The organism is Hydrogenophaga sp. T66 (genome assembly GCF_057219855.1).
This window is the reverse complement of sequence record NZ_JBXVVX010000005.1, coordinates 13,026-39,478: the sequence shown is the minus strand read 5'-3', so window position 1 is coordinate 39,478 and position 26,453 is coordinate 13,026. Positions and strand designations below refer to the sequence as shown.

22 protein-coding genes are annotated in these 26,453 nt (G+C 70.4%); 10 read left to right on the top strand and 12 right to left on the bottom strand.

Features of this window, described 5'->3' with window-relative positions; all coding sequences use genetic code 11:
• Window positions 1-6: 6 nt before the first annotated feature.
• From AC2D80_RS14565 to sucC, 3 genes are all read right to left on the bottom strand, one after another.
• A complete protein-coding gene (locus tag AC2D80_RS14565) occupies window positions 7-2,697 on the bottom strand; it encodes a CHASE2 domain-containing serine/threonine-protein kinase (protein WP_484633757.1) in 2,691 nt (896 codons plus the stop codon).
• Window positions 2,698-2,876: 179 nt separating this feature from the next.
• The gene (sucD, locus tag AC2D80_RS14560; RefSeq protein ID WP_484633756.1) at window positions 2,877-3,770 is read right to left on the bottom strand and encodes a succinate--CoA ligase subunit alpha; all 894 of its coding nucleotides are present in this window, start codon (window positions 3,768-3,770) and stop codon (window positions 2,877-2,879) included.
• A gap of 14 nt (window positions 3,771-3,784) precedes the next feature.
• Complete coding sequence (sucC, locus tag AC2D80_RS14555) at window positions 3,785-4,951, bottom strand: ADP-forming succinate--CoA ligase subunit beta (RefSeq protein ID WP_484633755.1); 1,167 nt, start codon at window positions 4,949-4,951, stop codon at window positions 3,785-3,787.
• Between the two features lie 210 nt (window positions 4,952-5,161).
• Here sucC and argC point away from each other — a divergent pair, with 210 nt between their 5' ends.
• Window positions 5,162-6,085: an N-acetyl-gamma-glutamyl-phosphate reductase gene (argC, locus tag AC2D80_RS14550; RefSeq protein ID WP_484633754.1), complete on the top strand. Its 924-nt coding sequence runs from the start codon at window positions 5,162-5,164 to the stop codon at window positions 6,083-6,085.
• Between the two features lie 147 nt (window positions 6,086-6,232).
• On the opposite strand, the gene recX is transcribed toward argC, so the two are convergent.
• Together recX and recA are read right to left on the bottom strand one after the other, a co-directional pair.
• Complete coding sequence (gene recX, locus AC2D80_RS14545; protein WP_484633753.1) at window positions 6,233-6,682, bottom strand: recombination regulator RecX; 450 nt, start codon at window positions 6,680-6,682, stop codon at window positions 6,233-6,235.
• A 12-nt stretch (window positions 6,683-6,694) separates the two neighbouring features.
• Window positions 6,695-7,807, bottom strand: coding sequence for a recombinase RecA (gene recA / locus AC2D80_RS14540; protein WP_484633752.1), 1,113 nt, complete (start codon window positions 7,805-7,807; stop codon window positions 6,695-6,697).
• 147 nt (window positions 7,808-7,954) lie between these two features.
• Between recA and AC2D80_RS14535 the strand changes: the two genes are divergently transcribed.
• The 3 genes from AC2D80_RS14535 (at window position 7,955) to AC2D80_RS14525 (ending at window position 10,700) form a co-directional block, all read left to right on the top strand.
• Window positions 7,955-8,431 carry a MarR family winged helix-turn-helix transcriptional regulator gene (locus tag AC2D80_RS14535; protein WP_484633751.1) on the top strand — a complete coding sequence of 159 codons (477 nt, stop codon included), beginning with the start codon at window positions 7,955-7,957 and terminating at the stop codon, window positions 8,429-8,431.
• A 93-nt stretch (window positions 8,432-8,524) separates the two neighbouring features.
• Window positions 8,525-9,199, top strand: a complete 675-nt coding sequence (locus tag AC2D80_RS14530; protein ID WP_484633750.1) for a response regulator — start codon at window positions 8,525-8,527, stop codon at window positions 9,197-9,199.
• 124 nt (window positions 9,200-9,323) lie between these two features.
• Window positions 9,324-10,700 carry a sensor histidine kinase N-terminal domain-containing protein gene (locus tag AC2D80_RS14525; protein ID WP_484633812.1) on the top strand — a complete coding sequence of 459 codons (1,377 nt, stop codon included), beginning with the start codon at window positions 9,324-9,326 and terminating at the stop codon, window positions 10,698-10,700.
• 93 nt (window positions 10,701-10,793) lie between these two features.
• Here the strand turns inward: AC2D80_RS14525 and AC2D80_RS14520 are convergent, their stop codons facing one another.
• Complete coding sequence (locus AC2D80_RS14520; protein WP_484633749.1) at window positions 10,794-11,441, bottom strand: glutathione S-transferase family protein; 648 nt, start codon at window positions 11,439-11,441, stop codon at window positions 10,794-10,796.
• Window positions 11,442-11,469: 28 nt separating this feature from the next.
• Window positions 11,470-14,442 (bottom strand): DNA topoisomerase III, encoded by a 2,973-nt coding sequence (locus AC2D80_RS14515; protein WP_484633748.1) that lies wholly within the window; start codon window positions 14,440-14,442, stop codon window positions 11,470-11,472.
• 95 nt (window positions 14,443-14,537) lie between these two features.
• Here AC2D80_RS14515 and AC2D80_RS14510 point away from each other — a divergent pair, with 95 nt between their 5' ends.
• Genes AC2D80_RS14510 through AC2D80_RS14500 form a run of 3 tightly spaced genes read left to right on the top strand, consistent with a single transcriptional unit; the run spans window position 14,538 to window position 16,562 of the window.
• Window positions 14,538-15,044: an SET domain-containing protein gene (locus AC2D80_RS14510; protein ID WP_484633747.1), complete on the top strand. Its 507-nt coding sequence runs from the start codon at window positions 14,538-14,540 to the stop codon at window positions 15,042-15,044.
• A 16-nt stretch (window positions 15,045-15,060) separates the two neighbouring features.
• Entirely contained in the window at window positions 15,061-15,834 is a 774-nt protein-coding gene (locus AC2D80_RS14505; RefSeq protein ID WP_484633746.1) for a biotin--[acetyl-CoA-carboxylase] ligase, read from the top strand.
• Window positions 15,828-16,562, top strand: coding sequence for an SPOR domain-containing protein (locus AC2D80_RS14500; protein ID WP_484633745.1), 735 nt, complete (start codon window positions 15,828-15,830; stop codon window positions 16,560-16,562). The genes AC2D80_RS14505 and AC2D80_RS14500 overlap by 7 nt, the downstream gene beginning before the upstream one ends.
• A gap of 92 nt (window positions 16,563-16,654) precedes the next feature.
• On the opposite strand, the gene AC2D80_RS14495 is transcribed toward AC2D80_RS14500, so the two are convergent.
• From AC2D80_RS14495 to tkt, 5 genes are all read right to left on the bottom strand, one after another.
• A complete protein-coding gene (locus tag AC2D80_RS14495) occupies window positions 16,655-18,652 on the bottom strand; it encodes a S8 family peptidase (protein WP_484633744.1) in 1,998 nt (665 codons plus the stop codon).
• A 65-nt stretch (window positions 18,653-18,717) separates the two neighbouring features.
• Window positions 18,718-19,626 carry an alpha/beta hydrolase family protein gene (locus AC2D80_RS14490; protein ID WP_484633743.1) on the bottom strand — a complete coding sequence of 303 codons (909 nt, stop codon included), beginning with the start codon at window positions 19,624-19,626 and terminating at the stop codon, window positions 18,718-18,720.
• Window positions 19,623-20,255, bottom strand: a complete 633-nt coding sequence (locus AC2D80_RS14485; RefSeq protein WP_484633742.1) for a TetR/AcrR family transcriptional regulator — start codon at window positions 20,253-20,255, stop codon at window positions 19,623-19,625. Before AC2D80_RS14485 ends, AC2D80_RS14490 begins: the two co-directional genes overlap by 4 nt.
• 163 nt (window positions 20,256-20,418) lie before the next feature.
• Complete coding sequence (gene gap / locus AC2D80_RS14480; RefSeq protein ID WP_484633741.1) at window positions 20,419-21,417, bottom strand: type I glyceraldehyde-3-phosphate dehydrogenase; 999 nt, start codon at window positions 21,415-21,417, stop codon at window positions 20,419-20,421.
• Between the two features lie 39 nt (window positions 21,418-21,456).
• On the bottom strand, window positions 21,457-23,517 hold the full coding sequence (gene tkt, locus AC2D80_RS14475; RefSeq protein WP_484633740.1) for a transketolase: 2,061 nt from the start codon (window positions 23,515-23,517) through the stop codon (window positions 21,457-21,459).
• A 123-nt stretch (window positions 23,518-23,640) separates the two neighbouring features.
• On the opposite strand from tkt, the gene AC2D80_RS14470 reads away from it, so the two are divergent.
• From AC2D80_RS14470 to AC2D80_RS14460, 3 genes are all read left to right on the top strand, one after another.
• Window positions 23,641-24,375, top strand: coding sequence for a sugar phosphate nucleotidyltransferase (locus AC2D80_RS14470; protein ID WP_484633739.1), 735 nt, complete (start codon window positions 23,641-23,643; stop codon window positions 24,373-24,375).
• A 94-nt stretch (window positions 24,376-24,469) separates the two neighbouring features.
• A complete protein-coding gene (locus AC2D80_RS14465; protein WP_484633738.1) occupies window positions 24,470-25,867 on the top strand; it encodes an aminopeptidase P N-terminal domain-containing protein in 1,398 nt (465 codons plus the stop codon).
• 13 nt (window positions 25,868-25,880) lie between these two features.
• The gene (locus tag AC2D80_RS14460) at window positions 25,881-26,444 is read left to right on the top strand and encodes an MOSC domain-containing protein (RefSeq protein ID WP_484633737.1); all 564 of its coding nucleotides are present in this window, start codon (window positions 25,881-25,883) and stop codon (window positions 26,442-26,444) included.
• Window positions 26,445-26,453 lie beyond the last annotated feature (9 nt).

The following is a 26,453-nucleotide window of genomic DNA, read 5'->3' as shown; positions in this document are numbered from 1 at the left end:
GCACGTTTATAGCCGGAAGTCGGGCTCGCTGGCGCCGAGCGGGGCGGTGGCGGCGGGGGGCGCGGACGGCGCGCCCCGCCCGGGACGCGGGACGGACGAGGTCGCATCTTGCGGCCGGGGACGGTGGGCGGAGGCCGCGATCGGCTGTTCGGCGATGCGGCGCAGATCGGTGGCCAGGGCTTCGCCGCTGGGATGGCGGTCGGCGGGGGATTTCGCCAGCAGGCGCTGCAGCACGCGGGCCAGTTCGACCGGCAGATCGGGTCGCAACACCGTCACGGCCGCGGCGGGCTCGTTGGCGATCTGGAACATGAGCGCGGCCATCGAATCGGCCCGGAATGGGAGCTGACCCGTCAACAGCTGGTACAGCGTGACGCCCAGCGAGTACAGGTCGGAGCGGCCGTCCACGCGCTGCCCGGCGAGCTGCTCGGGGGACATGAAACTGGGGGTACCCAGGACCATGCCGGTCTTGGTGCGGCTGCTGTCGGTCACGCGCGCGATGCCGAAGTCGGTGACCTTGACCACGTCGGTGGTGAAATCCACCATCACGTTGGCCGGCTTGATGTCGCGGTGGACGACCTGCTGGCGGTGGGCGTGGTCCAGCGCCAGGGCCACACGCTCGCCAATCCGCAGCACCTTGTCCACCGGCAGCAGGTGGCCTGGGCGGGTGAAGGCGGTCAGGTCCTGTCCAGAGAGGAACTCCATCGCGATGTAGGCCAGGTCGTGGTCCTCGCCGGCATCGAAGATGGTCACGATGTTGGGGTGTTGCAGGCGGCCGGCGGTTTCTGCTTCGCGGAAGAAGCGCTCGCGGGCGTCCTGCAGCTCCTGGCCTTCAAATTCCGCGGACAAGGCCAGCGTCTTGATGGCCACGGTGCGGCCGATCTTGGGATCGCGGCCCTGATAGACCACCCCCATGGCGCCTTTGCCCAGTTCCTTTTCCACCTGGTAGCGGCCCAGCATGGGTTTTTCCGCGGCACCCAGCATCAGCGTGCCGCCCGGGTGGGACGACCCCGGGCCGAGCACCACGGCCTGGGCGAGCTGTCGCGCCCGGCGCAGGCCGGCGGCGGCCGCGGCGTGACCGGGCTCCAGCCGCAGCATGTGCTGGCACACCGCTTCGGCCTTATTGAACTGACGCTTGCGCTCGAAGTCGCGCGCCAGATGCAGCAGGTTGTCCATCAGCGCCGGGCTGTGCGGCACGCGCTGCAAACGGTCGAAGGCCAGGTCGAGCTGACCTTGCCCCTGCAGGGCCAGACCCATCATCCGGTTCGTCTCCGCCGACTCGGCGTCGGCGCGACGCCGGCGCACCTCGTTGTGCACCAGTCGGCGAATACCCCACGTGAGGTGGCCGATCAGCAGGAGCGCCGCGGGCAGCACCGCCCCCACCCACCAGTGCGCCTGGGCCACCAGCAGCAGATCACCACCGATCAAGACCGCCACGGCGGCGGCGCTGATCGCGGCGGCGCGCCACCCGCTCAGGCGAGGCAGGCAGAACACCAGGTAGCCCAGCACGAGCACCACCGCCAGTCCCTGGGCGAGACCGCTCCACGCCGGACGCACGTGATGGTGGCCGCTGAGCAGGCTGCTGAGCGTGTGGGCCGTCGCCAGCACGGGCGGTGTGGCAGCGCCGGCGGGGGTGGCGAACGCCGTTTTTCCGCCCGCGGCCGCGGTCGTGGGGCCGACAAGCACGATCCGGCCCTGGTACTTCGACACCGGCACACGGCCCGCGATCACGTCATAAAACGAGTCCACCTCGAAGGCCGGGCGCCCGCCACGGTCCGGGTAGAACTGCGGCAGCAGACGGGCCCGCTCGTCGGTGGGCAACAGGACGCCGCCCAGGCGAACGCCCTCGGCGCGGTCGAGCACGATGTCCTTGGGCGCCAGGTTCAGGCTGTGGGCCGCGGCGGCCAGGGCGATCGACGGCAGGGCGCGTCCGTCGTACTCGACCACCAGCGCTTCCTGGCGCACGGTCCCATCGGGATCGGCCACGTGGTTGACATGTCCCACCGCCGCCGCGCCGTCGGCCAGCACCGGCAGCGGGTGCACCGCCCGCAGCGACGGCAGGCCGAAGCCGGTGGCCGGACCGAGGCTGCTGCGGTGCGCCGCCGGGGGCAAGGGCGCTTCCGGGCGGCCGTGCGGAACACCCAGGGTGTGGGTCGACCCCAGAATCACGTTGCCGGCCGACGCGATGCTGCGGGCCAGTCGGGCGTCGGAATCCAGTCGTTGCTCGGTGTCTCGCAGGTAAGTAAGCAGTCGCTCTCGCGAATCGGGACTCAGATCGCCATAGACGTCGCTGGTACCGCCGGCGGCCTCCAGCCGCGAGCGCAGTTCGCGCAACGGCGCGAGCGCCCGCTCGGTCTGGGGTTCGGAGAAGGCGCTGGTGTGGACGATGGTCTTGGCCCCGGCCGCGGCGAGCTGGTCGATCAGCTCGGCGTGGACCTCGCGCGGCCACGGCCAGCGACCCACCTTGGCGATGCTCGCGTCGTCGATGGCGATGACCGCCACCCGCCCGAGCGGCGCCCGGTCCGTCATGAGGCTGGCGGCGTCGAACAACCGCCGCTCCAGGGCAGCGATCGGGTCGGCGGTGAAGTGCAGCGTCAGCACCGCCGCAGCCACGCCCAGGCCCCACCACACGTCGTGGCGACGCGGGTGGTACCAGGGGCGGTGGAGGGTGGTCAGGCGCGACAAAAGGATGGGCTGCAAGGGCAGGCAAACACAAGGCTTGCCAAGCTATCGGCAGAACGGGGGACCGATGAAGGTTGCATTCTGTTGCATACCCCCGGGAGTGCCCGTGCCTTGCAGCGCCCGCGGACGTACGCCTGTCGTGCGGGCACAAAAAAGGGCAACGAACCGTTGCCCTTGTCACAGACGCGGTGGACCGCTCAGAGCAGCGCCTTGAGCAGCTTGCCCATCTCCGAGGGGTTGCGCGTGACCTTGAAGCCGCACTCTTCCATGATGGCGAGCTTGGCGTCGGCCGTGTCCGCACCGCCGCTGATCAGCGCACCGGCGTGGCCCATGCGCTTGCCGGGGGGCGCGGTGACGCCGGCGATGAAGCCGACCACGGGCTTCTTCATGTTCGCCTTGCACCACATCGCGGCCTCGGCCTCGTCCGGGCCGCCGATCTCGCCGATCATGATCACGGCGTCGGTGTCCGGGTCGTCGTTGAAGGCCTTCATCACGTCGATGTGCTTCAGGCCGTTGATCGGGTCACCGCCGATGCCCACGGCGCTGGACTGGCCCAGGCCGATTTCGGTGAGCTGCGCCACCGCTTCATAGGTCAGCGTGCCCGAGCGCGAGACCACGCCGATGCGGCCCTTGCGGTGGATGTGACCGGGCATGATGCCGATCTTGATCTCTTCCGGAGTGATCAGGCCGGGGCAATTCGGGCCCAGCAGCAGCGTCTTCTTGCCGCCGGCGGCTTCCTTGGCCTTCATCTTGTTGCGCACTTCCAGCATGTCGCGCACCGGAATGCCTTCGGTGATGCAGATCGCCAGGTCCAGATCGGCCTCGACGGCCTCCCAGATCGCGGCGGCGGCGCCCGCGGGCGGCACGTAGATCACCGAGACCGTGGCGCCGGTCTGCTGCGCGGCTTCCTTCACCGAGGCGTAGATCGGGATGTTGAAGATCGACTCACCAGCCTTCTTCGGGTTGACGCCGGCCACGAAGCAGTTTTTGCCGTTTGCGTATTCCTGGCACTTCTCGGTGTGGAACTGGCCGGTCTTGCCCGTGATGCCCTGGGTGATGACCTTGGTGTCCTTGTTGATGTAGATCGACATGTGTTTCTCCAGGCTCAGGCGGCTTTGACGGCGGCGACGACTTTTTGCGCGGCCTCGGCCATCGAGTCGGCGCTGATGATGGGCAGACCGGACTCGGCCAGCATCTTCTTGCCCAGTTCTTCGTTGGTGCCCTTCATGCGCACCACCAGCGGCACGCTCAGGTTCACCGCCTTGCAGGCCGTGATCACGCCGGTGGCGATGGTGTCGCAGCGCATGATGCCGCCGAAGATGTTGACCAAGATGGCCTTCACCTTGGGGTTCTTGAGCATGATCTTGAACGCCTCGGTGACCTTCTCGGGCGTGGCGCCACCGCCCACGTCCAGGAAGTTGGCCGGCTCGGCGCCGAACAGCTTGATGGTGTCCATGGTGGCCATGGCCAGACCGGCGCCGTTGACGAGGCAGCCGATGTTGCCGTCCAGGCTGATGTAGGCCAGGTCGAACTTGGAAGCCTCGATCTCGGCGGCGTCCTCCTCGTCGAGGTCACGCAACGCCACGATCTCGGGGTGGCGGAACAGCGCGTTGGCGTCGAAGTTGAACTTCGCGTCGAGGGCGATCACGTTGCCTTTGCTGTCGCGGTTGAGCGGGTTGATCTCCACCAGCGAGGCATCGGTGTCCATGTAGCACTTGTAGAGCTTCTGGCAGATGTCGATGAACTGGGCCTGCGAGTCGGCGGGCATGCCGATGCCCTGGGCCAGCGCTTCGCCTTGCGCCTGGGTGAACCCGGCGAGCGGGTCCACGAACACCTTGACGATCTTCTCCGGGGTGGCGTGGGCCACTTCCTCGATGTCCATGCCGCCTTCGCTGGAGGCGATGAAGGCCACCTTCTGCGACGCGCGGTCGGTCACCACCGAGAGGTAATACTCTTTCTGGATGTCGGCGCCGTCTTCGATGTAGAGGCGGCGAACCTTCTGGCCTTCCGGGCCGGTCTGGTGCGTCTTGAGCTGCATGCCCAGGATGTCCGTGGCGCGGGCCTTGACGTCGTCGATCGACTTGGCCACCTTCACGCCACCGCCCTTGCCACGGCCACCGGCGTGGATCTGGGCCTTGACCACCCAGACCGGGCCGCCGAGTTTCTGGGCGGCTTCGACCGCTTCCTGCACCGTGAACGCCGGGATGCCGCGCGGCACGGGCACGCCGAAGTGGCGCAGGATCTCCTTGCCTTGGTATTCGTGAATCTTCATGAGGTCGCTCTCAAGGGATGGGACGTGAAGCCCCGGAACGGCCGCGAGATGGCGGGAGAGGTGCTCCGGGGGGTAGGCAACCGGGGACTGTATCATGGTGCAACGCACCAATCTGGCGCAGTCCCGCCGCGCGCATTATGGTCAGGCGCCTGATGCGCGGCTGACAACACCGGCGGCCGTCCCAACGACATCGATTCCGGAGCCCCGCCCATGCCCACCCTCTTCATCGACGGCGAAGCCGGCACCACCGGCCTGCAGATCCGCGAGCGCCTGCACGGGATGGCCGGCATCGAACTCGTCAGCATCGACCCGGCACGCCGCAAAGACCCCGAAGCGAAGCGCGAAATCATGGCGGCGGTCGATCTGGTGATCCTGTGCCTGCACGACGACGCCGCGCGCGAGTCCGTGGCGATGATCGACGCGCTGCCCGGCCGGCGGCCCCGGATCATCGACGCCTCCACCGCCCACCGTGTCGCACCGGGCTGGGTGTATGGCTTCCCCGAACTGACCGCCGCGCAGGCCGACGCGGTGCGGCGCGCCGAGCGCGTGGCCAACCCCGGCTGCTACGCCACCGGCGCCATCGCCCTGATCCGCCCGCTGGTCGACGCCGGCCTGATCCCGGCCGACTTCCCGCTGGCGCTGCCCTCGGTGAGCGGTTACTCCGGTGGCGGCCGCACCATGATCGAGGCCTACGAGGCCGGCACGGCGCCGCTCTTTGAGGCCTATGCGCTGGGTCTGGCGCACAAGCACATCCCCGAAATCATGGCCCTGACCGGCCTGACACGTCGGCCCCTGTTCATTCCCGCGGTGGGCAATTTCCGCCAGGGCATGCTGGTGCAGTTGCCACTGCACCTCGACGAACTGCCCGGCCGACCGCGCGCTGCCGACCTGCACGACGCGCTGGCCGCGCACTACGCCGCCAGCGAAGCCGGCGGCGGCTTTGTCCGGGTACTGCCCCCCACGGAGGACGGCAAACTCGACGCCACCGCCCTGAACGACACCAACCGGCTGGAATTGCGGGTGTTTGCGAACGAGGCCCACCGCCACGCGGTGCTGATCGCCCGGCTGGACAACCTGGGCAAAGGCGCCAGCGGCGCGGCGGTGCAAAACCTGCGGCTGATGCTGGGTCTGTAAGCCCCCCTGCGCGGCTGGCGCCGCTTCACCCCAGGGAGCCAACCCCGTGGCCCGGCGAGGCGGGTTCCACGGCGGTGGCTGGATGGATGGAGACACGCCGGAGACACGCGCCCCGACCGTTTGAAGCGTCAACGGCCGTCGCCGGCCTCAATCGTCTTCGTCCCCCTGGACGACACGGCGAATGGCTGCCGTGCCAAAGCCGCGTGACGCCAGAAAGCGCATCTGCTTCGCGCGGCCCGCGGCATCCATGGCTGGGGCGCCAAACTTCTTGCGCCAGACCTCGCGCGCGCGCTCGACCTCGGTGCCGCGCAAGCGTTCCACCGCCTCCGCCACCGCCTCGGCGCTGACGCCCTTGGCCTGCAGCTCCTGCTTCACCCGCCCCGCGCCCAGCCGGGCGGCGCGCCGGTGAAGCACCGACTCCACCACCCGGGGCTCGCTGATGAAGCCCTTGGCCTGCAGTTCGTCCAGCGCCTGCGCGAGTTCGCCCGGCGCTTCCTCGTGCGGTGCCAGCTTGCGCAGCAGCTCGGCGCGCGAATGCTCGCGCTGCGCGAGCAGGCGCAGCGCCCGGCCCTTGAGCGAGATTTTTTCGAAACCCACGCCGCGCGGCGTTCAGGCCTCGGCGGCGTCGGCGCGCGGCTTGCGGGCCTTGGCCGGCGTTGGCTGCTCGGCGGCCGGTTCGCCGTCGGCTTCCGAGGCCGGCAGCAGCGGCACACCCAGCGCTTCGCGCACCTTGTTCTCGATTTCCAGGCGCAGCGGCGGGTTCTCACGCAGGAACTCGCGGGCGTTGTCGCGGCCCTGGCCGATCTTCTCGCCGTTGTAGGCATACCAGGCGCCCGATTTCTCCAGCACGCGGTGCAACACGCCGAGGTCGAGGATTTCGCCCTCGCGGCTGATGCCTTCGCCAAACAGGATGTCGAACTCGGCGGTCTTGAACGGCGGGGAGACCTTGTTCTTCACCACCTTGACCTTGGTTTCGTTGCCGATCGCGTCTTCGCCTTTCTTGATCGTGCCGGTGCGGCGGATGTCCAGGCGGACCGAGGCGTAGAACTTGAGCGCGTTGCCGCCGGTGGTGGTCTCGGGGCTGCCGAACATCACGCCGATCTTCATGCGGATCTGGTTGATGAAGATGACCGTGCAGTTGGTCTTCTTGATGGTGGCGGTGAGCTTGCGCAGGGCCTGGCTCATCAAACGGGCCTGCAGGCCGGGCAGCTGGTCGCCCATCTCGCCTTCGATTTCGGCCTTGGGCGTGAGCGCGGCCACCGAGTCCACCACCACCAGATCCACCGCGCCGGAGCGTACCAGCGAATCGACGATCTCCAGCGCCTGCTCGCCGGTGTCGGGCTGGCTGATCAACAGGTCCGACAGGTTCACGCCGAGTTTCTGGGCGTACTGCACGTCCAGGGCGTGTTCGGCATCGACGAAGGCGCAGGTGCCGTTGAGGCGCTGCATCTCGGCAATCACCTGCAGCGTCAGCGTGGTCTTGCCCGAGGATTCGGGTCCGTAGATCTCGATCACGCGGCCGCGCGGCAAGCCACCGACGCCCAGCGCGATGTCCAGCCCCAGCGAGCCGGTGGAGACGACCTGGATGTCCTCGATCACCTCGCCCTCGCCGAGCTTCATGATCGTGCCCTTGCCGAACTGCTTTTCGATCTGCGCGAGGGCGGCCTGCAGGGCCTTGGCTTTTTCGGTGTTGAGGGCGGCGTTTTTGACGGGGGCGTCCATGGGGGCTCCTGAAGGGTGTTGACCTGTGGGCGCATCCAGCACTGGATGCATGGCCAGCACTGTAGCAGGCCAATACCCGGGCGAATCTCGATTTTTTGGTCAGTTTGCCTTACCATTTGGCGCCCCCACCGCCAACCCACGCCGCCCATGACCGACACCTTGCCCGACGACCGCTGGCGCGGCGGTCACCTCGGCCGCCTGCTCGGCGCGGCCCAGCGTCGCTTTGATGAGCGGGTGCTGGCGCGCATGGCGCGCGACGCGCAGGTGCCACTGGCGCTGTCGAACCTGGCGGCGCGCGCGCAGGTGGGGGCGGCGCACGTGCACATCACGCGCCACCTCTCGCTGCGCGGCTCGCGCCTGACCGAGCTGGCCGCCAGCGCCGGCATGAGCAAACAGGCCATGGGCGACCTGGTCACGCAGTGCGAGGCCTGGGGGCTCGTGCGGCGCGAGCCCGACCCGACCGACGCCCGCGCGCGGCGCATCGTGTTCACGGCCGACGGCCTGCTGTGGCTCGACGCGTTCCGCCACGCCGTCGCGCAGACCGAGGCGGAGTTCCGCGCGCAGGTGGGCGAGGACGTGGCGACCGTGGTGGCGCTGGGGCTGGAAGCGTACGCGCAGGGTTGAGCGCCCGGGTCGGCGGCGGGCTGGGCGCGCGCGGGCCCGCCGCCTAAAATCGGCCCCACACGGCGGGCACCGCCGGGCGCGAGGAGACAAGGCATGCGCATCCTGATTGCGGAAGACGACCAGGTCCTGGCGGACGGCCTGCTGCGCAGCCTGCGGGCCGCCGGCGCGGCGGTGGACCACGTGGCCAACGGCGCGGAGGCCGACGCTGCGCTGATGACCAACAACGAGTTCGACCTGCTGATCCTGGACCTCGGTCTGCCGCGGCTGCACGGCCTGGAGGTGCTCAAGCGGCTGCGCTCGCGGGGCTCGCAGCTGCCGGTGCTGATCCTCACCGCCGCCGACAGCGTGGAAGAGCGCGTCAAGGGGCTGGACTACGGCGCCGACGACTACATGGCCAAACCCTTCAGCCTGCAGGAGCTCGAGGCGCGGGTGCGGGCCCTCACGCGCCGCGGCATGGGCGGCACCACCAACACCATCCGCCACGGCCCGCTGGAATACGACCAGGCCGGCCGCGTGGCCACCATCGACGGCAAGATGGTCGAGCTCTCGGCGCGTGAGCTGGGTCTGCTGGAGGTGTTGCTGCAACGCGCCGGGCGGCTGGTCAGCAAGGACCAGCTCGTCGAGCGGCTGTGCGAATGGGGCGAAGAGGTGAGCAACAACGCCATCGAGGTCTACATCCACCGCCTGCGCAAGAAGATCGAGAAAGGCCCGATCCGCATCGCCACGGTGCGCGGCCTGGGCTACTGCCTTGAAAAAATCCCCGGCTGAAGACGCCGCCGTCGGTCGCGCGGCGTCCGGTGGCGAACCCCCGGCCGAGGCGCGCGCGGCCGCCACCGGCTTCGGGCTGTTCCAGCGCGAGCAGCGCAGCCTGTTCGGCGAGATCCTGGACTGGATGCTCACGCCGCTGCTGCTGCTGTGGCCGCTGTCGCTGGCGCTCACGTGGTTCGTCGCCCAGGGCATCGCCAGCAAGCCCTTTGACCGCGCGCTCGAGTTCAACCTGCAGGCGCTGACGCAGCTGGTGGTGCGCGAGGGCGAGCAGGTGCGCTTCGTCCTCAACACCCAGGCGCGTGACCTGCTGCGCGCCGACGACAGCGACCTCGTCTATTACCAGGTGGTGGACGCGCGGGGCGCGCTGGTCAGCGGCGAGGTGGACTTCCCGAAACCGCAGGACGACGATCCGCCGGAGATCGGCCGCGTGCGGCTGCGTGACGACGTGGTGCGCGGCGACGAGGTGCGCGTGGCCTACACCTGGCTGGCGCGCGACGACCCGCAGCGCCCGGTGCTGATGCAGGTGGCCGAGACCAAGGGCAAGCGCTCCACGCTGGCCAACGAGATCATCAAGGGCGTGATGGTGCCGCAGTTCGTGATCCTGCCGCTGGCGGTGCTGCTGGTGTGGATGGCGCTGGTGCGGGGCATCCGGCCGCTGTCGGACCTGGAACAACGCATCCGCGCGCGCCGCCCCGACGACCTCAGCCCGATCGAGGAGTCGTTCATTCCGCAGGAAGTGGCGCCGCTGGTGTCCTCGATCAACGACCTGCTCACCCGCCTCAAGGCCTCGCTCACCTCGCAGCGGCGCTTCCTCGCCGACGCGGCGCACCAGCTCAAGACACCGCTGGCGGGCCTGCGCATGCAGGCCGAACTGGCCCAGCGCGAAACCGACCCGGCCGAGATTCGCGGCTCGCTGCAGCAGATCGCCCGCGCCAGCGCGCGGGCCACGCACACCGTCAACCAGCTGCTGGCACTCGCGCGCGCGGAATCGACCGGCCGGGCGCTGCCCAGCGCCGCGGTGGATTTCGCGCGGCTGGTGCCGCAGGTGGTCCAGGACTCGGTGCCCCGCGCGCTGGAGGCCGGCATCGACCTCGGCTACGAGGGCCCGGCCGAGCTGCCGCCCGAACTGCACCGGGTGGGCAACCCGATCCTGCTGCAGGAAATGGTGCGCAACCTCGTGGACAACGCGATCGCGTACAGCGGCCGCGGCAGTGTGGTGACGGCGCGGGTGCTGACCGACCGCTTCAGCGGCGCCCAGGTGATCCAGGTCGAGGACGACGGCCCGGGCATCCCGGCCAACGAGCGCGACCTGGTGCTGCAGCCCTTCTACCGGGCGCTGGGCACCAACGTCGACGGCTCGGGACTGGGGCTGGCGATCGTGCAGGAGATCGCGCAACAGCACGGCGCCACCGTGGTGATGGAAGACGCCCACCCGGAGCGCGCCCGGCGCGGGCTGCGCGTGTCCCTGCGCTTCATGCCGCGACCCGACCCGGCCGAGTAGGGCCGGGGCGCGGCGATTGACCTCCGGCCGAGTAAGGCCGGGGTGCGTCGAAGGACCACCGGCCGCGCGAGGCCGGTGGTGTGGCGGTTCCGCTTACTGCGGCTTGTACACGTTGAGTTCGAGCCGCTCACGCTCGATCGCACGCGCCACCGCCGGCAGCGCCGCGAAACGCTGGGCCAGGCCCCAGGTCGCGGGCAGGGTGTTGGGGTCGATGCCGGCAAAGCCGCCCCAGCGCAGCAGGGTCAGCGCGTAGGCGTCGAGCAGGCCGGGGTGCTCCCCTCCCAGCCACGGGCCGGCCGCCGCCGCCAGGGCCTCGATCTCGCCCAGCAGCTCACGGTAGGCCGCCACGGCGTGGGCCTTGACCGCCTGCTGGGCGGCGGCGTCCGCGGTGAACTTCTGCGGCATGAACACGTGGGTGAAGGTCGGGTGCACCGTGTTGTTCATCCAGGCAAAGGTCTGCAGCGCGCGGGTGCGCGCCGCACCGCCGGCGGGCAGCAGCCCGGCCTGCGGAAAACGCGCGTCCAGGTGCAGGCCGATGGCCACGATCTGGGTGATCACCTGATCGCCATCCACCAGCACCGGGACCTGGCCGCGCGGGTTCAGCGCGAGGTAGTCGGGCGTGCGGTGCTCGCCCTTGTGCAGCTTGACAAGCGCGGGTTCAAAGTCGGCGCCGGCCAGCTCCAGCGCGGCGTGCGGCACGAAGGAACACGCGCCGGGCGCGTAGAACAGCTTGAGGCTCATGGGTGGTGTCTCCGGGTGGGTGATGGGGTCAGGACAGGTGGCCGCCGACCAGGCCGGCGATCTCGAACATGGTCACGGCGTCTTTGCCAAACACGGGGCGCAGCTTGGCGTCGGCGTTGATGCGGCGCTTGTCGGCCGCATCCTGCAGCCCGTTGGCCTTGATGTAGTCCCACAACTTCTTCACGACCTCGGGCCGGGTGACCGGCCCCGGGCCGATGACGGCGGCCAGCGCGGCGCTGGGCTGCTTGCCCGAGGCGGCGGTGGCGGCGCGGGGGGCCTTGGCGGCGGCGGGCTTGGCCGCCTTCTTGGCCACGGGTTTGGCGGCGGCTTTGGTGGCGGTCTTGGCCGCGACTTTCTTGGCCGCGGGCACTGGCCGCGCGGCGGCCGTCTTGCGCGGCGGGTACTTGCTCTCGCGCGGCTCGAAAGCGAAGTTCACCTTGCCGGCCTCGGCGTCCCAGGCCAGGAAGGCCTTGAAGGGACGGCGGGTGCGCAGCGAGACGAACTTGTCCAGCAGGTCGGTTTTGCCGCTGGCGAGCAACTTGTTCATCTGTTCGCGCGCCACCGGCTGCTGCAGGATGACCTTGCCGCTCTTGAAGTCGCAGCTGGGCGTGGGCTGCTGGGCCGTGGGCACGGCGCGTTCGCACACGTAGTTCGCGCCGTGCTCGTGCACCGCGCCGCCGCACTTGGGACACGCGCCCAGCGACTCGCTGGCCGCGAAGTCCACCAGCTCGCCGGTTTCTTCGCCCTTGCGGTCATCGCCGAAGTCGAACTCCAGCTTCCAGTTGCGGTCCTCGTCGCTGTACTTGAGCGTCATCTCGGCCACGAAGGGCCAGCCGGCCTTGGAGCGGAAGCCCTCCAGCGGACCGATGTGGCGGTCCCGCACGAAGGCCTCGGCCTCGTCGAGCTCAAAGGTGCGACCGGCGGGCGACTTGGTGAACGAGAAGCCGCAGCCGTCGCTGGCGCCGTCGGCACCCGTGCAGGCGTAGCGGCGGTAGTTCTCCTTGACCACGCCGCCGCAGTTCGGGCAGGGCGCCTGCAGCGTGGCGTAGTTGCCGGGCACGGTGTCGCGGTCGTACTCCTTGGCCTTCTTCACGAGCCGCTCGGTCATGGCGGCAATCTCGCCCATGAAGGCCTCGCGGGAGAGCTTGCCGTGCTCCATCTGCGCGAGCTTGTATTCCCACTCGCCGGTGAGTTCCGGCTTGGAAAGCTCCTCGACCTCCAGCCCGCGCAGCAGTGTCATCAGCTGAAAGGCCTTGGCGGTGGGGATGATCTCGCGGCCTTCGCGCAGCATGTACTTCTCGGCCAGCAGACCTTCGATGATGGCCGCGCGCGTGGCTGGCGTGCCGAGGCCTTTTTCCTGCATGGCCTCGCGCAACTCGTCGTCGTCGACCAGCTTGCCGGCGCCTTCCATGGCGCCGAGCAGTGTGGCTTCGGAGTAGCGCGCCGGCGGACGGGTCTTGAGGCCCTTGGCCTCGGCCGACTCGGTGCGCACCGTCTCGCCCTCGCGCACGGCGACCAGGTTCTGGCCCTTGTCGCCGTCCTTGGCGCCTTCGATCTCGTCGGCGGCCTCCTTGCCGTACACCGCCATCCAGCCCGGCTTGACCAGCACCTTGCCTTCGGTCTTGAAGTGATGGTTGACGACGGTGCTGATGCGCGTGGTCACCATGAATTCGGCGCTGGGGAAGAACACCGCCAGGAAGCGGCGCACCACCAGGTCGTAGAGCTTCTGCTCGGCCTCGGAGAGACCGCTGGGGGCCTGCAGCGTGGGGATGATGGCGAAGTGGTCCGACACCTTGCTGTTGTCGAACACGCGCTTGCTGGGCTTGATGTAGCCGCCGTTGAGCGCGGTCAGCGCGTGCGGCGCGAGGTGGTTCATGCCGCTGTCGGCGAGCATCTCGAAGGTCTGCTTCACCGTCGGCAGGTAGTCCTCCGGGAGGTGGCGCGAATCGGTTCGCGGGTAGGTCAGGGCCTTGTGGCGCTCGTACAGGCTCTGCGCGAGCTGCAGGGTGGTTTTGGCGGAAAAGCCGAAGCGGCCGTTGGCCTCACGCTGCAGCGTGGTCAGGTCGTAGAGCAGGCCGCAGGCCTGGGTGGTGGGTTTGCGCTCTTCGGTGACGCTGGCGGCCTTGCCGCGCACGGCCTCCACGATGGCCAGCGCCTGGCGGTGGTCCCACAGGCGGTCGGCCCGCAGGTCACCGTCGGCGTTGTCGCCGGTGGGTTTCTTGAACGCCGGGTCAAACCACTTGCCGGGGTAGGCGCCGGCCTCGGCGAGGAAGGACGCGTGGATTTCCCAGTAATCGCGGCTGCGGTGCGCGCGGATCTGCTCCTCGCGTTCGACCACGATCGACAGCGTGGGCGTCTGCACGCGGCCGACGGTGGTGAGGAAGAAGCCGCCATCGCGCGAGTTGAAGGCCGTCATGGCGCGCGTGCCGTTGATGCCGACCAGCCAGTCGGCCTCGGAGCGGCTGCGCGCCGCGTCGGCCAGGCCACGCATCTGGGCGTCGCTGCGCAGCTGGGCAAAGCCGTCGCGGATGGCGGCCGGGGTCATCGACTGCAGCCACAGGCGCCGCACCGGCTTGCCCAGGCCGGGGTACTGACCGTTCTTCTGCCCGCCGGCGTACTGCTCGATCAGGCGGAAGATCAGCTCGCCCTCGCGGCCCGCGTCGCAGGCGTTGACCAGCTCGCCCACGTCCTTGCGCTTGGCGAGCTTGACGACCGCGTTGAGCCGCGACTTGGTCTTGTCGATCGGCTTGAGCTCGAAGAAGGGCGGCAGCACCGGCAGGTGGGCAAAGCTCCACTTGCCGCGCTTGACGTCGAACTGCTCGGGCGCGGCGATCTCCACCAGGTGGCCCACGGCCGAGGTCACGAGGTAGCGCTCGTTCTCGAAATGGTCGTCGTGCTTGTCGAACTTGCCCGCCACGGGCGTGAGCGCACGCACGATGTCCTGCGCCACCGACGGCTTCTCTGCGATCACCAGCGTCTTGCCGGAAGCTTCTGTTTTCATCTCTACAATCCATTTCCTCGCGCGTGCACACGCGCGCTCGTGGCGCGCACACGCGCGCGCCCGCACTCAAAAAACCTTACCAAAAACACCGCCCCGTGAGCAAAACCCCCGCCAAGGCCCCGCGCGCCACCCCCCTTCGGCGCATCCAGGTGCGCCGCTCCGGCGTTCACGGCCGCGGGGTCTATGCGCTGGTGGATCTGGCGGAAGGTGAAACGCTCATCGAGTACGTGGGCGAGGTGATCAGCTGGGCCGAGGCGCTGCGCCGCCACCCGCACGACCCCAGCGACCCGAACCACACCTTCTACTTCCACATCGACGAAGACCACGTCATCGACGCGAAGTTCGGCGGCAACTCGGCCCGCTGGATCAACCACAGTTGCGCGCCGAACTGCGTGGCCGAGGTGGAAGACGGGCGGGTGTTCATCCGCGCGGCCCGGCCCATCGCCGCGGGTGAAGAGTTGTTCTACGACTACGGTCTGGTCATCGACGAGCCGATGACCGCCGCGCTGAAGAAGCAGTACCCCTGCTGGTGCGGCGCGCCGCGCTGCCGCGGCACCCTGCTGGCGCCACGCCGCGGCGGGCGCGCGAGCCGGCTGGGCTGACAACCAAACACCCGGCATGCTGACCGCCCACGCCGAAGCCGTCTGGAGCGCCGTGGCGCCTCTCTTGCCGGGCTTCACGGTGGAGGTGCTCCCCGCCGTCGATTCGACCAACAGCGAGCTGATGCGGCGCGCACGCGCCGGGCTGATGGAGCCGGTGCTGCTGGCGGCGGAAGAACAGACGGCCGGGCGGGGACGCCTCGGCAAAGGCTGGCACAGCCGCCCGGGCCAGTCGCTGACCTTCTCGCTGGCGCTGCCCCTGGCGCCGGCCGACTGGTCGGGCCTGTCGCTGGCGGTGGGCGTGAGCCTGGCCGACAGCCTCGACCCGGCCATCCGCCTCAAGTGGCCCAACGACCTCTGGTGGGACGACCGCAAGCTCGGCGGCATCCTGGTGGAAACGGCCTCGCCGCTGGACGCGCCCAGCGGTGCTCGCCGGCTGGTGGTGGTGGGCGTGGGCCTGAACATCGCGCGCCCGGCGGACGCGGCCATCGCCCCCGGGGGCGTGGCACCGGCGGGCCTGGCGGAGCGCCTGGTCGGCCTCACCGCGGGCGAGGCGCTGGCCCGCGTGGTGCCGCCGCTGGTGCAAGACCTGCTGCTTTTTGAACGCGAGGGGTTCGCCGCGTTCGCCTCCCGCTTTGCCGCGCGCGACGCGCTGCGCGACCGCGCGGTGCGGCTGAGCGACGGCACCGACGGCACGGCGATGGGCGTGGACGAGGACGGCGCGCTGCGGGTGCACACGGCCGGTGGGCTGCGCCGGGTGACCAGCGCCGACGTGAGCGTGCGCCCATGCTGAGAACGCTCGTGCTGGCGCTGCTGCTGGCCAATGCCGGCACCTGGGCCTACACACAAGGCTGGCTGGCCCCGTGGTTGCCCGCGGCGGTCGGCGGCGCGCGCGAACCGGATCGCGTGGCCGCGCAGGTGCGGCCCGAGGCGGTGCGGCTGCTCAACGGCGCCCGCCCGGCCAGCGAGCCCAGCCCCACACCGCCCGCGCCGCCCGTGGCGGCCGCAGCCACCTCGTCGCCGGCCGACGGCAGCGAGGCCCCGGCACCCACCGCCTGCTTCGAGGCGGGCGGGTTCACGCCGGCGCAGGCGGAACTGCTGCGCGCCGAGTTCCGCCTGCTCGGCTGGGGTGGCACCCTGTGGCAGCTCAATGAGGTGCGCAGCCCGGCGCGCTGGCTGGTCTACATGGGCCGGTATGACACGCCGGAACAGGCCGCCCGCAAAAAGGCGGAGCTGCGGGCGCTCGGCGTCGCCCACCGGGACGTGACCACGCCCGGGCTGAGCCCCGGCCTGGCGCTGGGCACCTACAGCACCGAGGCGGCCGCGCGCACCGCGCTGGACCAGGCGGCGCGCGGCGGTGTGCGCACCGCACGGGTGGTGCAGGAACGGGAAGAATCGCTGTCGTTCAACCTGCGGCTGCCGGCCATCACCGACGCGCAGCGGCGCACGGTGGACGGGCTGCGCGGCGCCATGGGCGGCCGCTCGCTGCAGGCTTGCGACGCGCGCTCCGGGGAACGCTGAGGCGCGGGTTCAGGCGGCTGTCGGCCCGGCGCTGAACCGGACGCCACGCCGGGGCACGGGGCGGCGTCAGCCGGTGCGCCGTGGGCGGAGGCTCAGGCCAGTGCGCGGCGGCGCCGGACGACCGTGATCACCACCAGCACCCACGCCCAAAGCGCCACGCCCGCGGCGAGGCCCAGGCCTCCACCGCCGCCGCCGCCAGCCACCGGCGTCGGATCGGGCGCGTCGGTGACGACGGCGATCACATCGGTCGCGCCGCTGCCCAGCGTGAGCTGAAACTCCCAGCGGGCCTCGATCGCGGGCAAGGTGACGCTGGTCAGCGCGGACGTGGCGTTGGGGATCGTCAGCGCGGGGCCACTGCGCACGCTCCACTGGTAGGTGATGGGCTGTCCCGCGTCCTGGCTGGCGCGACCGTCCAGGGCGATCGTGGCGCCGGGGAGCACCGTGCCGACGGGCTGGATGAACGCCGACTGGCCCAGATAGGCGGTCAGCACGTTGTTCAACGCGGCGGCCGGGTTGAGCAGGCCGGCGCCGCAGGTGGTGGTGGTGCAGCGGCACGCGCCGATGCTCGCCGCACCGCAGGCGGCCAAGCCGGGGGCGAGCCCTGTCCACGGGGTCGCCGCGGCCTTCATCCGGTCGATCAGCGCCGCGGGCGTGAGGCTGGGGTTGATGGCCAGCATCAGGCCTGCCACGCCAGCGGCCTGTGGCGCGGAGAAGCTGGTGCCTTGCTTGTAGCCGTAGGCCTGGCTGTCGGGAAGGCCGGTGTAGGCGACCGGCGTCGTGCCACCGGGGTTGTCGGTGGAACGCAGCAGGTGGTCTGTCTGGGGCGACTCCAGGGCCGATCCGCCCGGAGCGGCCAGCGCCACGTTGCTGCCCCAGCTGGAGTAGTACGCCTTGGCGCCGTCGCGCCGCACCGCGGCCACGGCCATCACGCCGCGGCAATCGGCCGGCCGGGTGAGGGCGGTGTCGCCGTTCCCGGCGGCCACGACCACCAATGCGCCGCGATTGGTGACGTCATCGATGGTGGTCTGATAACCCCTTGTACAAGCCCCAGAGCCACCGAAACTGAGGTTGATCACCTTGGCAGGATGGGTGTTGGGTGGGATACCCAGCACGGGTAAACCCGCAGCCCAACGAAGCCCGTCAAGGATGTCTGACAACAGCGCGCCGCACTTGCCGCTCACGCGTACCGGCAACACCAATGCGTTCCCGCCCCAATTGAGCCCGGCGACGCCCAGATTGTTGTTGGTGCGTGCGGCGATTTGTCCGGCGATGAAGGTGCCGTGCCAAGAACTGGGGATTCGCGTCTGCCCGACGTCGAAGTCGCCGCACTCTTGGGCGTCCACGAACTGCTGCACAGCGGGAGGATTCCCAGTGCGATCAACCCAATCCCCTGGGTCAGAAGCGTCGCTGTCTCGCCCATTCCCATCGTTTGCAAACTCAACCTCACTGACAAAGTCATAACCGTTGAGCAACACACCGCCCTGCGCCACGCTGAGCAGATCGGGGTGGTCGAAGCGCACGCCGCTGTCGACCACGGCGATGGTCACGGGCGACGGACTCGGGGGCATGAGCAGCCAGGCATCGGGCATGCGCATGCTGGCGGTGAAGGCGCTGCCGAGATGCCATTGGGTGTTGAACAGGGTGTCGTTGGGCGGCGGAATGACCTGCTGGCGCTTGACTCGCACATCCGGCTCGACCGACGCGACCAGCGGGTGCAGGCGCAGGCGGCGCAGCGTGGCGTCGAGCTCGGCGCCGGCCTGGGGGCGGTCAAAACGCAAGGCGCTGGCATTGCCGGCTTCATGCCACTGACCCGGAGGCAAACCCGCTTCTTTGGCGACCCGCTTGCCGAGGTCGCGGGCCGCCAGGGCGGCGCGCTCCCAGCGCTTGCGGTCGCGCGATGCCTCGGCGGCCTTCAGCGGCGCAGCGTCGCGCTTCAAGGGATCGACCGAGGCCTTCCAGACCACGATCACGCCCGCGGCGGGCGGGGTATCGGCGAAGGCGGCCGGGACGGCCGCCAACAGGGCCAGGGCCGCGGCGAGGCGACGAAGGCCTCGCCCCGGCCGCGCGGGTCGGGCGGTGATGGAACGCATGACGCGTCTTGTAACACCGCCGCCCCCCGACCGATGCCGAAAAAAGACACGCGGGTCGGTCTTTGTTACCCGGCGGCCACAGGGCGGGCGTCGAACCAGGCCAGCGCGGCGTCCCACAGGGGCCGCGCGCGCGGCCGGAAGTAGCCCATGTGGCCGATCGGACCCAGGCCGCTGCGGCGCGGGTCGATGGTCACGGCGTGCACAGCGGCTTGCCGGTAACCGGCCATGAACGCGTCGCGCGAAGCGGGCGGCGCCCAGGCGTCGTCCAGCGCGTTGGCCGCGGCGATGGGGAAGCGCACCGCGTCGAACCGGGCCGTGATCTCGCGCATCTGCGGGTCGTCGAAGAAGTAGCGCGGAAAGCGGCACCAGTGGCGCCATTGCCGGTAGACGTCCAGCGGCAGGTCCTCGCCCATGCCGAGCTTGCTCCAGGGCAGGTAGCCCGCGGCGCGGGTCATCAGCGGGCCCAGCACATGCCACATGAACTGCACGCGCAGCCGCTCCAACGGCGGCATCCAGCCGTGCCAGCCGGCGCCGGTGGCAAAGGTGTAGGCCGCGTCCACCCACTCGGGGTGGGGCAGCAGGCCCAGCGCGTGGCCACCGTAGGAATGGCCGACCAGCCACAGCGGGGTGCCGGGCTGGCGCATGTGGGCGACGCCCGCGGCCAGGTCCAGCCGCCCCCAGTCGAGGTAGTTCATGCGAAAGCCCTTGAGGCTGCCGGGTGCGGAATCGCCGATGCCGCGGTAGTCCAGCGTCAGCACGTCGATGCCGCGGGCGGCCGCGTGGCGGGCGAAGCGCTGATAGAAGCCCTGAGGCACGGCCGTCGCGCCGCCGATCACGAGGTGGGCGCGGGGCGTCACCGGGCTGTGGTAGCGGCGCGCGGCCAGCGCATAGCCGTCGGCGGCCATGAGGGTCAGGCGCTCGACGCGGACCGCCTCCGGGTCGTGGGGGGTGTCGTGCAGGGGCATCGGGTTCATGTCGGTCCTCCGGGGGTCGGTGGGGTGGGACGGTGGGACGGGTCGCCGAGCAGGGCCAGCAGGGTGCCGGTGACGGCGTCGAGGGGCTCGGTGCTCTGGGCGACCCGGGCCTGCAGCAGGCCGCCTTCGTAGGCGGCCACGATCAGGGCCGCCAGCCCGCTGGCGCGGGGCGCGGGCACGCCGCTGGCGAGCAGCGCCGCGGCGATGCGCTCGCGCAGGCGGGTGAAGGCGCGGGCCAGCGCGGCGCGCAGGGCGGCGTCGTCGGCCGTGGACTCCAGCGAGACCGTGGCCAGCGGGCAGCCGGACTCAAAACCGCTGTCGCTGAGCCGTCGGGTGGCGCCGGCCAGCCAGGCGCGGGTGGCGACGAGCGGGTCGGGCTGGCTGGCGAGCAGGCGGTCCAGGCCCTCGGCCATGCGGTCGACGACGGCGTCGATGGCGGCGATGGCCAGTTCGGTCTTGCCGCCCGGAAAGTGGTGGTACAGCACGCCTTTCGGCGCGCCGGCGGTCTGCAGCAGCTCGTTGAGCCCCACGCCGTGCAGCCCGCGGGTGCGCAGGGCGTCGGTCATGGCGGCGATCAGGCGCTCGCGGGTGCCGGTGGCGCGGGAGGCCGGGGGCGGTTCGGTGGGCATGGCGCGATTCTATAGACCAGTCGGTCTATTCTGCAAGATCAGGGCCGTCCCGCAGGCGACGCGCGACGCGGATGGGGCGGCCCGCCGCGGCCGGCGGTGCCACGGGACCGCGGCCATGAAAAAGGGCGCCCGAGGGCGCCCTGATCGATGAGTGAGCGTGTGCTTACTTGGCGACGACGCGAACCATCTCCAGGCACTTGTTGGAGTAGCCCCACTCGTTGTCGTACCAGCTCACCACCTTGATGAAGGTGCCGTCCAGCGCGATGCCGGCGTCGGCGTCGAAGATGGAGGTGCGGGTGTCGCCGCGGAAATCGGTGGCCACGACCTTGTCCTCGGTGTAGCCGAGCACGCCCTTGAGCGCGCCTTCGGACTGGGCCTTCATCTCGGCCTTGATCTCCTCGTACGTGGCCGGCTTGTCCAGCTCGACGGTCAGGTCCACGACGGACACGTCGGAGGTGGGCACGCGGAAGGACATGCCGGTGAGCTTCTTGTTGAGCGAGGGGATCACCACGCCCACGGCCTTGGCCGCGCCGGTGGAGCTGGGGATGATGTTTTCCAGGATGCCGCGGCCGCCGCGCCAGTCTTTGTTGGACGGGCCGTCCACGGTTTTCTGCGTGGCGGTGGCGGCGTGCACGGTGGTCATCAGGCCGCGCTTGATGCCCCACCTGTCGTGGAGCACCTTGGCGATCGGGGCCAGGCAGTTGGTGGTGCAGGAGGCGTTGGAGATGATGGCCTCGCCCTGGTAGGTGTCGTGGTTGACGCCGTACACGAACATGGGCGTGTCGTCCTTGCTGGGCGCCGACAGGATGACCTTCTTGGCGCCGGCGTCCAGGTGCTTCTGGGCGGTGACCTTGTCCAGGAACAGGCCGGTGGACTCGATCACGACATCGGCGCCGACCTCGTTCCATTTCAGGTTGGCCGGGTCGCGCTCCTGGGTCAGGCGGATCTTCTTGCCGTTGACGATGAGGGTGTTGCCCTCGACGCTGACCGTGCCCTTGAAACGGCCGTGCACGCTGTCGTACTGCAGCATGTACGCCAGGTAATCCGGCTCCAGCAGGTCGTTGATGGCCACCACCTCGATGTCGGCGAAGTTCTGGATGGCGCTGCGCAGCACGTTGCGGCCGATGCGGCCGAAGCCGTTGATGCCGATCTTGATGGTCATGTCGGGTCTCTCCTGGAGGGGTTGGTCAATGGGGGTTGATCACTTCGCGAGCACGGCGCGCACCGTGTCCGCCACGTTCTGGTCGGTGAAGCCGAAGTGCTGGAACAGCACCGGCGCCGGGGCAGATTCGCCGTAGGTGTCGATGCCGACCACGGCCGCCACGCCGTACTTCCACCAGCCGTCGGTGGAGCCCATTTCCACCGCCACGCGCGGCAGGCCGGCGGGCAGCACGGACTTCTTGTAGGCCACGCTCTGGCGGTCGAAGGCGGTGGTGCTGGGCATGGAGACCACGCGCACGGCGATGCCGTGTTCGCGGGCCAGGCGCTCCTGGGCCTTGAGGGCCAGCTGCACTTCGGAGCCGGTGGCGATGATCACCGCCTGCGCCTTCTTCTTGAGGCCCACCTCGGCCGGCTCGGCGAGCACATAGGCGCCCTTGGCGATGTCGCTGAGGTCTTTCTTGGGCGCGTACGGAAGGTTCTGGCGCGACAGCAGCAGCGCGGTCGGACGCTGGCGGTTCTCCAGCGCCACCGCCCAGGCCACGGCGGTCTCGGCCGTGTCCGCGGGGCGCCAGACGTCGAGGTTGGGAATCAGGCGCAGGCTGGCCGCGTGTTCGATGGACTGGTGGGTAGGGCCGTCTTCGCCCAGGCCGATGGAGTCGTGGGTGAACACGTGGATCACCCGCTGCTTCATCAGCGCGGCCATGCGGATGGCGTTGCGCGAGTAGTCGCTGAAGGTGAGGAAGGTGCCGCCGTAGGGAATGAAACCGCCGTGCAGCGCCACGCCGTTCATGATGGCGGCCATGCCGAACTCGCGCACGCCGTAGTTGATGTGGCGGCCCAGGCGACCCTGCTCGTCGGCCACGACATCGCCGCCGAGGTTCACGCGCAGCGCGGGGGTGTGGCTGGTGTTGGTGAGGTTGGAGCCGGTGAGGTCGGCGCTGCCGCCCAGCAACTCCGGCAGGGTAGCGGTGAAGTGCTCCAGCGCGATCTGGCTGGCCTTGCGGGTGGCCACGGTCTCGGCCTTGGTGTGCGCGGCCACGGCCGCGTCGACCGCGGTCTGCGCAAACGCGGCCGGCAGCTCGCCGGCCATGCGGCGGCGGAATTCCGCAGCGAGCGCGGGGTGCGCGGCCTCGTAGGCGGCAAAGGCGGCATTCCAGCGGTCTTCGCGGGCCTGACCGGCGGCACGCGCGTCCCACGCGGCGTACACCTCGGCGGGGATCTCAAAGGGCGCGTGCGGCCAGCCCAACGCTTCGCGGGTCAGGGCGATCTCGGCGGCACCCAGGGGTTCGCCGTGGGCCTTGGCGGTGTTGGCGCGGTTCGGGCTGCCTTTGCCGATGTGGGTCTTGCAGATGATCAGCGTGGGCGCGTCGGCGTGGGCGCGGGCGTCGGCGATGGCGCGGTCCACGGCGTCCACGTTGTGGCCGTCCACCGGACCGATCACGTTCCAGCCGTACGCGGCGAAGCGCAGCGCGGTGTTGTCGATGAACCAGGGCGTGACCTGGCCGTCGATGGAAATGCCGTTGTCGTCGTACAGCGCAATCAGCTTGTTGAGCTTCCACGCGCCGGCCAGGGCGCAGGCCTCGTGGCTGATGCCTTCCATCAGGCAACCGTCACCCAGGAAGACGTAGGTGTGGTGGTCGACCACCGTGTGGCCGGGGCGGTTGAATTCGGCGGCCAGCCGCTTTTCGGCCAGCGCCATGCCGACCGCGTTGGTGATGCCCTGGCCGAGCGGGCCGGTGGTGGTCTCCACGCCGGGGGTGATGCCGACCTCGGGGTGGCCGGCGGTCTTGCTGTGCAGCTGGCGGAAGTTCTTGAGTTCCTGGATCGGCAGGTCGTAGCCGGTGAGGTGCAGCAGCGCGTAGATGAGCATCGAGCCGTGGCCGTTGGACAGCACGAAGCGGTCGCGGTCGGCCCACAGCGGGTGGGTCGGGTTGTGCTTGAGATGGCGGCCCCACAGCGCCACCGCGATGTCGGCCATGCCCATGGGCGCGCCCGGGTGACCGGAGTTGGCGGCCTGCACCGCGTCCATCGCCAGCGCGCGGATGGCGTTGGCCTGGGTCTGGGGGGTCACGGCGGCGGGGGTGGGGTTGGCGTCGGGCATGGCGGGGATGCGGGGTGGGCGCAGGGTCGGCGCGGGGTGGGCGGGGTGAGCGGAGGAGGCCGCGGGTGGCGGCGTGGCGCGAAACCCGGGATTTTATCGGCCGGCGCCGATAATCACCGACCCATGACCGAGCCCCTCCCGAACGCCGCCGCGGCCGCCCTGGTGCTGGCCGCCGGCCGCGGCAGCCGCATGCGCCCGCTGACCGACCACACGCCCAAGCCGCTGCTGGCGGTGCGCGGGCGGCCGCTGATGCAGTGGCCGATGGATGCGCTGGTGCGCGCCGGGGTGACGCGCTTGGCGGTGAACACCGCGTGGCTCGGCGCTCAGATTGAAGGCTTCGCCACCGAGTGGGCCGCGCAGCGTCCCGGCCTGGCGCTCACGCTGTCGCGCGAAGGCGCCGATTTCGGCGACGCGCTGGAAACGCTGGGCGGCGTGGTGCGCGCGCTGCCGGCGCTGGGCGACCTGTTCTGGGTGGTGGCCGGCGACGTGTTCGCGCCCGCGTTCGACTTCGCCGCGGCCGATCCGGCGGCGCTGCTGGCCGACGGCGCACTGGCGCACCTGTGGCTCGTGCCGAACCCGGCGCACCACCCGAGCGGCGATTTCGGCCTGAGCGCTGACGGGCAGGCCCTCAACGGCGGCTCGCCACGCTTCACTTTCAGCACCATCGGCCTGTACCGGCGCGCGCTGTTCGAAGCGCCCTGGTGCGACATCCCGGCCGGGAATCCCCAGGGCGTGGTGGCGCCGCTGGCGCCGCTGCTGCGCCGGGCGATGGACGCCGGTCGTGTGCGCGCCACGCTGTACACCGGGCCGTGGACGGACGTGGGCACGCCCGAGCGCCTGGCCGCCCTCAACGCCTGAGCCCTCGGGGGACAGCGCCCTGAATCGCCGGGGTGGCCCGGCGCACAAGGCCACGCGCATCGCGCGGCGCGGCGCTTGCCGCCACAATGCGCGCATGGACGCCCGCACCCCGTTTTCCCTTTACGCCGAGCGCCGCGCCCGCGTGGCCGCGCAACTCGGCCCCGGCGGCATCGCCATCGTGCCCACCGCGCCCGAGCGCGCGCGCAACCGCGACAGCGACTTTCTCTACCGGCACGACAGCTATTTCTATTACCTGACCGGCTTCACCGAGCCCCACGCCTGGCTGGTGATCACGGCCGAGGGCCGCAGCACGCTCTTTTGCCAGCCCAAGGACCTCGAGCGCGAGATCTGGGACGGCATCCGCCTGGGTCCCGAGGCCGCGCCGGGCGCGCTGGGGGTGGACGAAGCGTTCTCGGTCGCGGAGCTGGAGCAGCGCCTGCCCGGCCTGCTGGAGAACCGCAGCGCCGTCTGGCTGCCTTTCGCCATCCACGACGGGCTGCAGGCTCGGGTGGACGGCTGGTTGCAGAAGGTGCGGGCGCGGGTGCGCTTTGGTGCGCTGTGCCCGTCGACCCAGCACGACCTGTGCCACGTGCTCGACGAGATGCGCTTGATCAAGGACGCGCATGAGCAGGCCGTGATGCGCCGGGCCGCGCAGATCAGCGCGCGCGCCCACGTGCGGGCGATGCAGCGTTGCGCAGCCATGCTGCGCGCCGGGCAGGACGTGCGGGAATACCACCTCGATGCCGAGCTGCTGCACGAGTTCCGCCTCGGCGGCTCGCAGTACCCCGCCTACAGCTCCATCGTGGCGGCCGGCGCGAACGCCTGCGTGCTTCACTACCGCGCCGACGCCGCGCCGGTGCGCGATGGCGAGCTGGTGTTGATCGACGCCGGCTGCGAGCTCGACGGCTATGCCAGCGACATCACGCGCACCTTCCCCGCCAACGGCCGCTTCACCGGGCCGCAGCGCGACCTGTACGCGCTGGTGCTGGCCAGCCAGGACGCGGCCGTGGCCGCCACGCGGGCTGGCGCGCGCTTCACCGATCCCCACGAGGCCACCGTGCGCGTGCTGTCGCAGGGCCTGCTTGACCTTGGCCTGCTCCGGCGCGACGTGGTCGGCGGCGTCGACGACGTGATCGCGCAGCGCCACTATTTCCGCTTTTACATGCACCGCACCGGCCACTGGCTTGGCATGGATGTGCACGACTGCGGCAGTTATGTGGAGCCGGGCGAGATCGGCGCCGTGAGCGAGCGGCGCGACCCGCTCAGCGGCGAGACGATCAAGGACCGGCCCAGCCGCGTGCTGCGGCCGGGTATGGCGCTGACCATCGAGCCCGGGCTGTACGTGCGCCCGGCGGCCGATGTGCCCGAGGCCTTCTGGAATCTGGGCATCCGCATCGAGGACGACGCCATCTTGACCGCCACCGGCTGCGAGCTCATCACGCGCGACGTGCCGGTGGAGCCGGACGCGATCGAAGCGCTGATGCGCGGCTGAGGCCGCGGCCGCGATGCGGGTGGTCAGCGTCAATGTCGGGCGCGCCGCGCCTCTGGCGGTGGGCGGCCGTCGTTTCCTCTCCGGCATCTACAAGCGCGCGGTCGACGGCCCGGTCGCCCTCGGCCCGCTCGGGCTGGCCGGCGACGAGCAGGCCGACCTGTCGGTCCACGGCGGGCTCGACAAGGCGGTGTACGCCTATCCGGTGGAACACCATGCGTTCTGGACCGCCGCGCGCGGCGGCTTGTTTGACGCGCCGCTGTCCTGCGGCGCCTTCGGCGAGAACCTGAGCATCGAGGGCCTGCGCGAACACGAGGTGTGGATCGGCGACCGCCTGATCGGGCCCGGCTGGGTGCTGCGGGTGACCGCCCCGCGCGAACCCTGCTTCAAATTCAACGCCGTGATGGGCCTGCCGGACGCGGGGCGGCGCATGATGGAGGCCCGCTGCAGCGGCTTCTACCTGGCGGTGGACCAGGCCGGCCCCGTGCAGGCCGGCGATCGCTTTGCGCTGCAACCCGGCCCACGCGGGCTGCGCGTGGACGAGGCCTTCGCCGCGAAGCGGTTCAAACACCTCCGCTAGCGCGGGCCT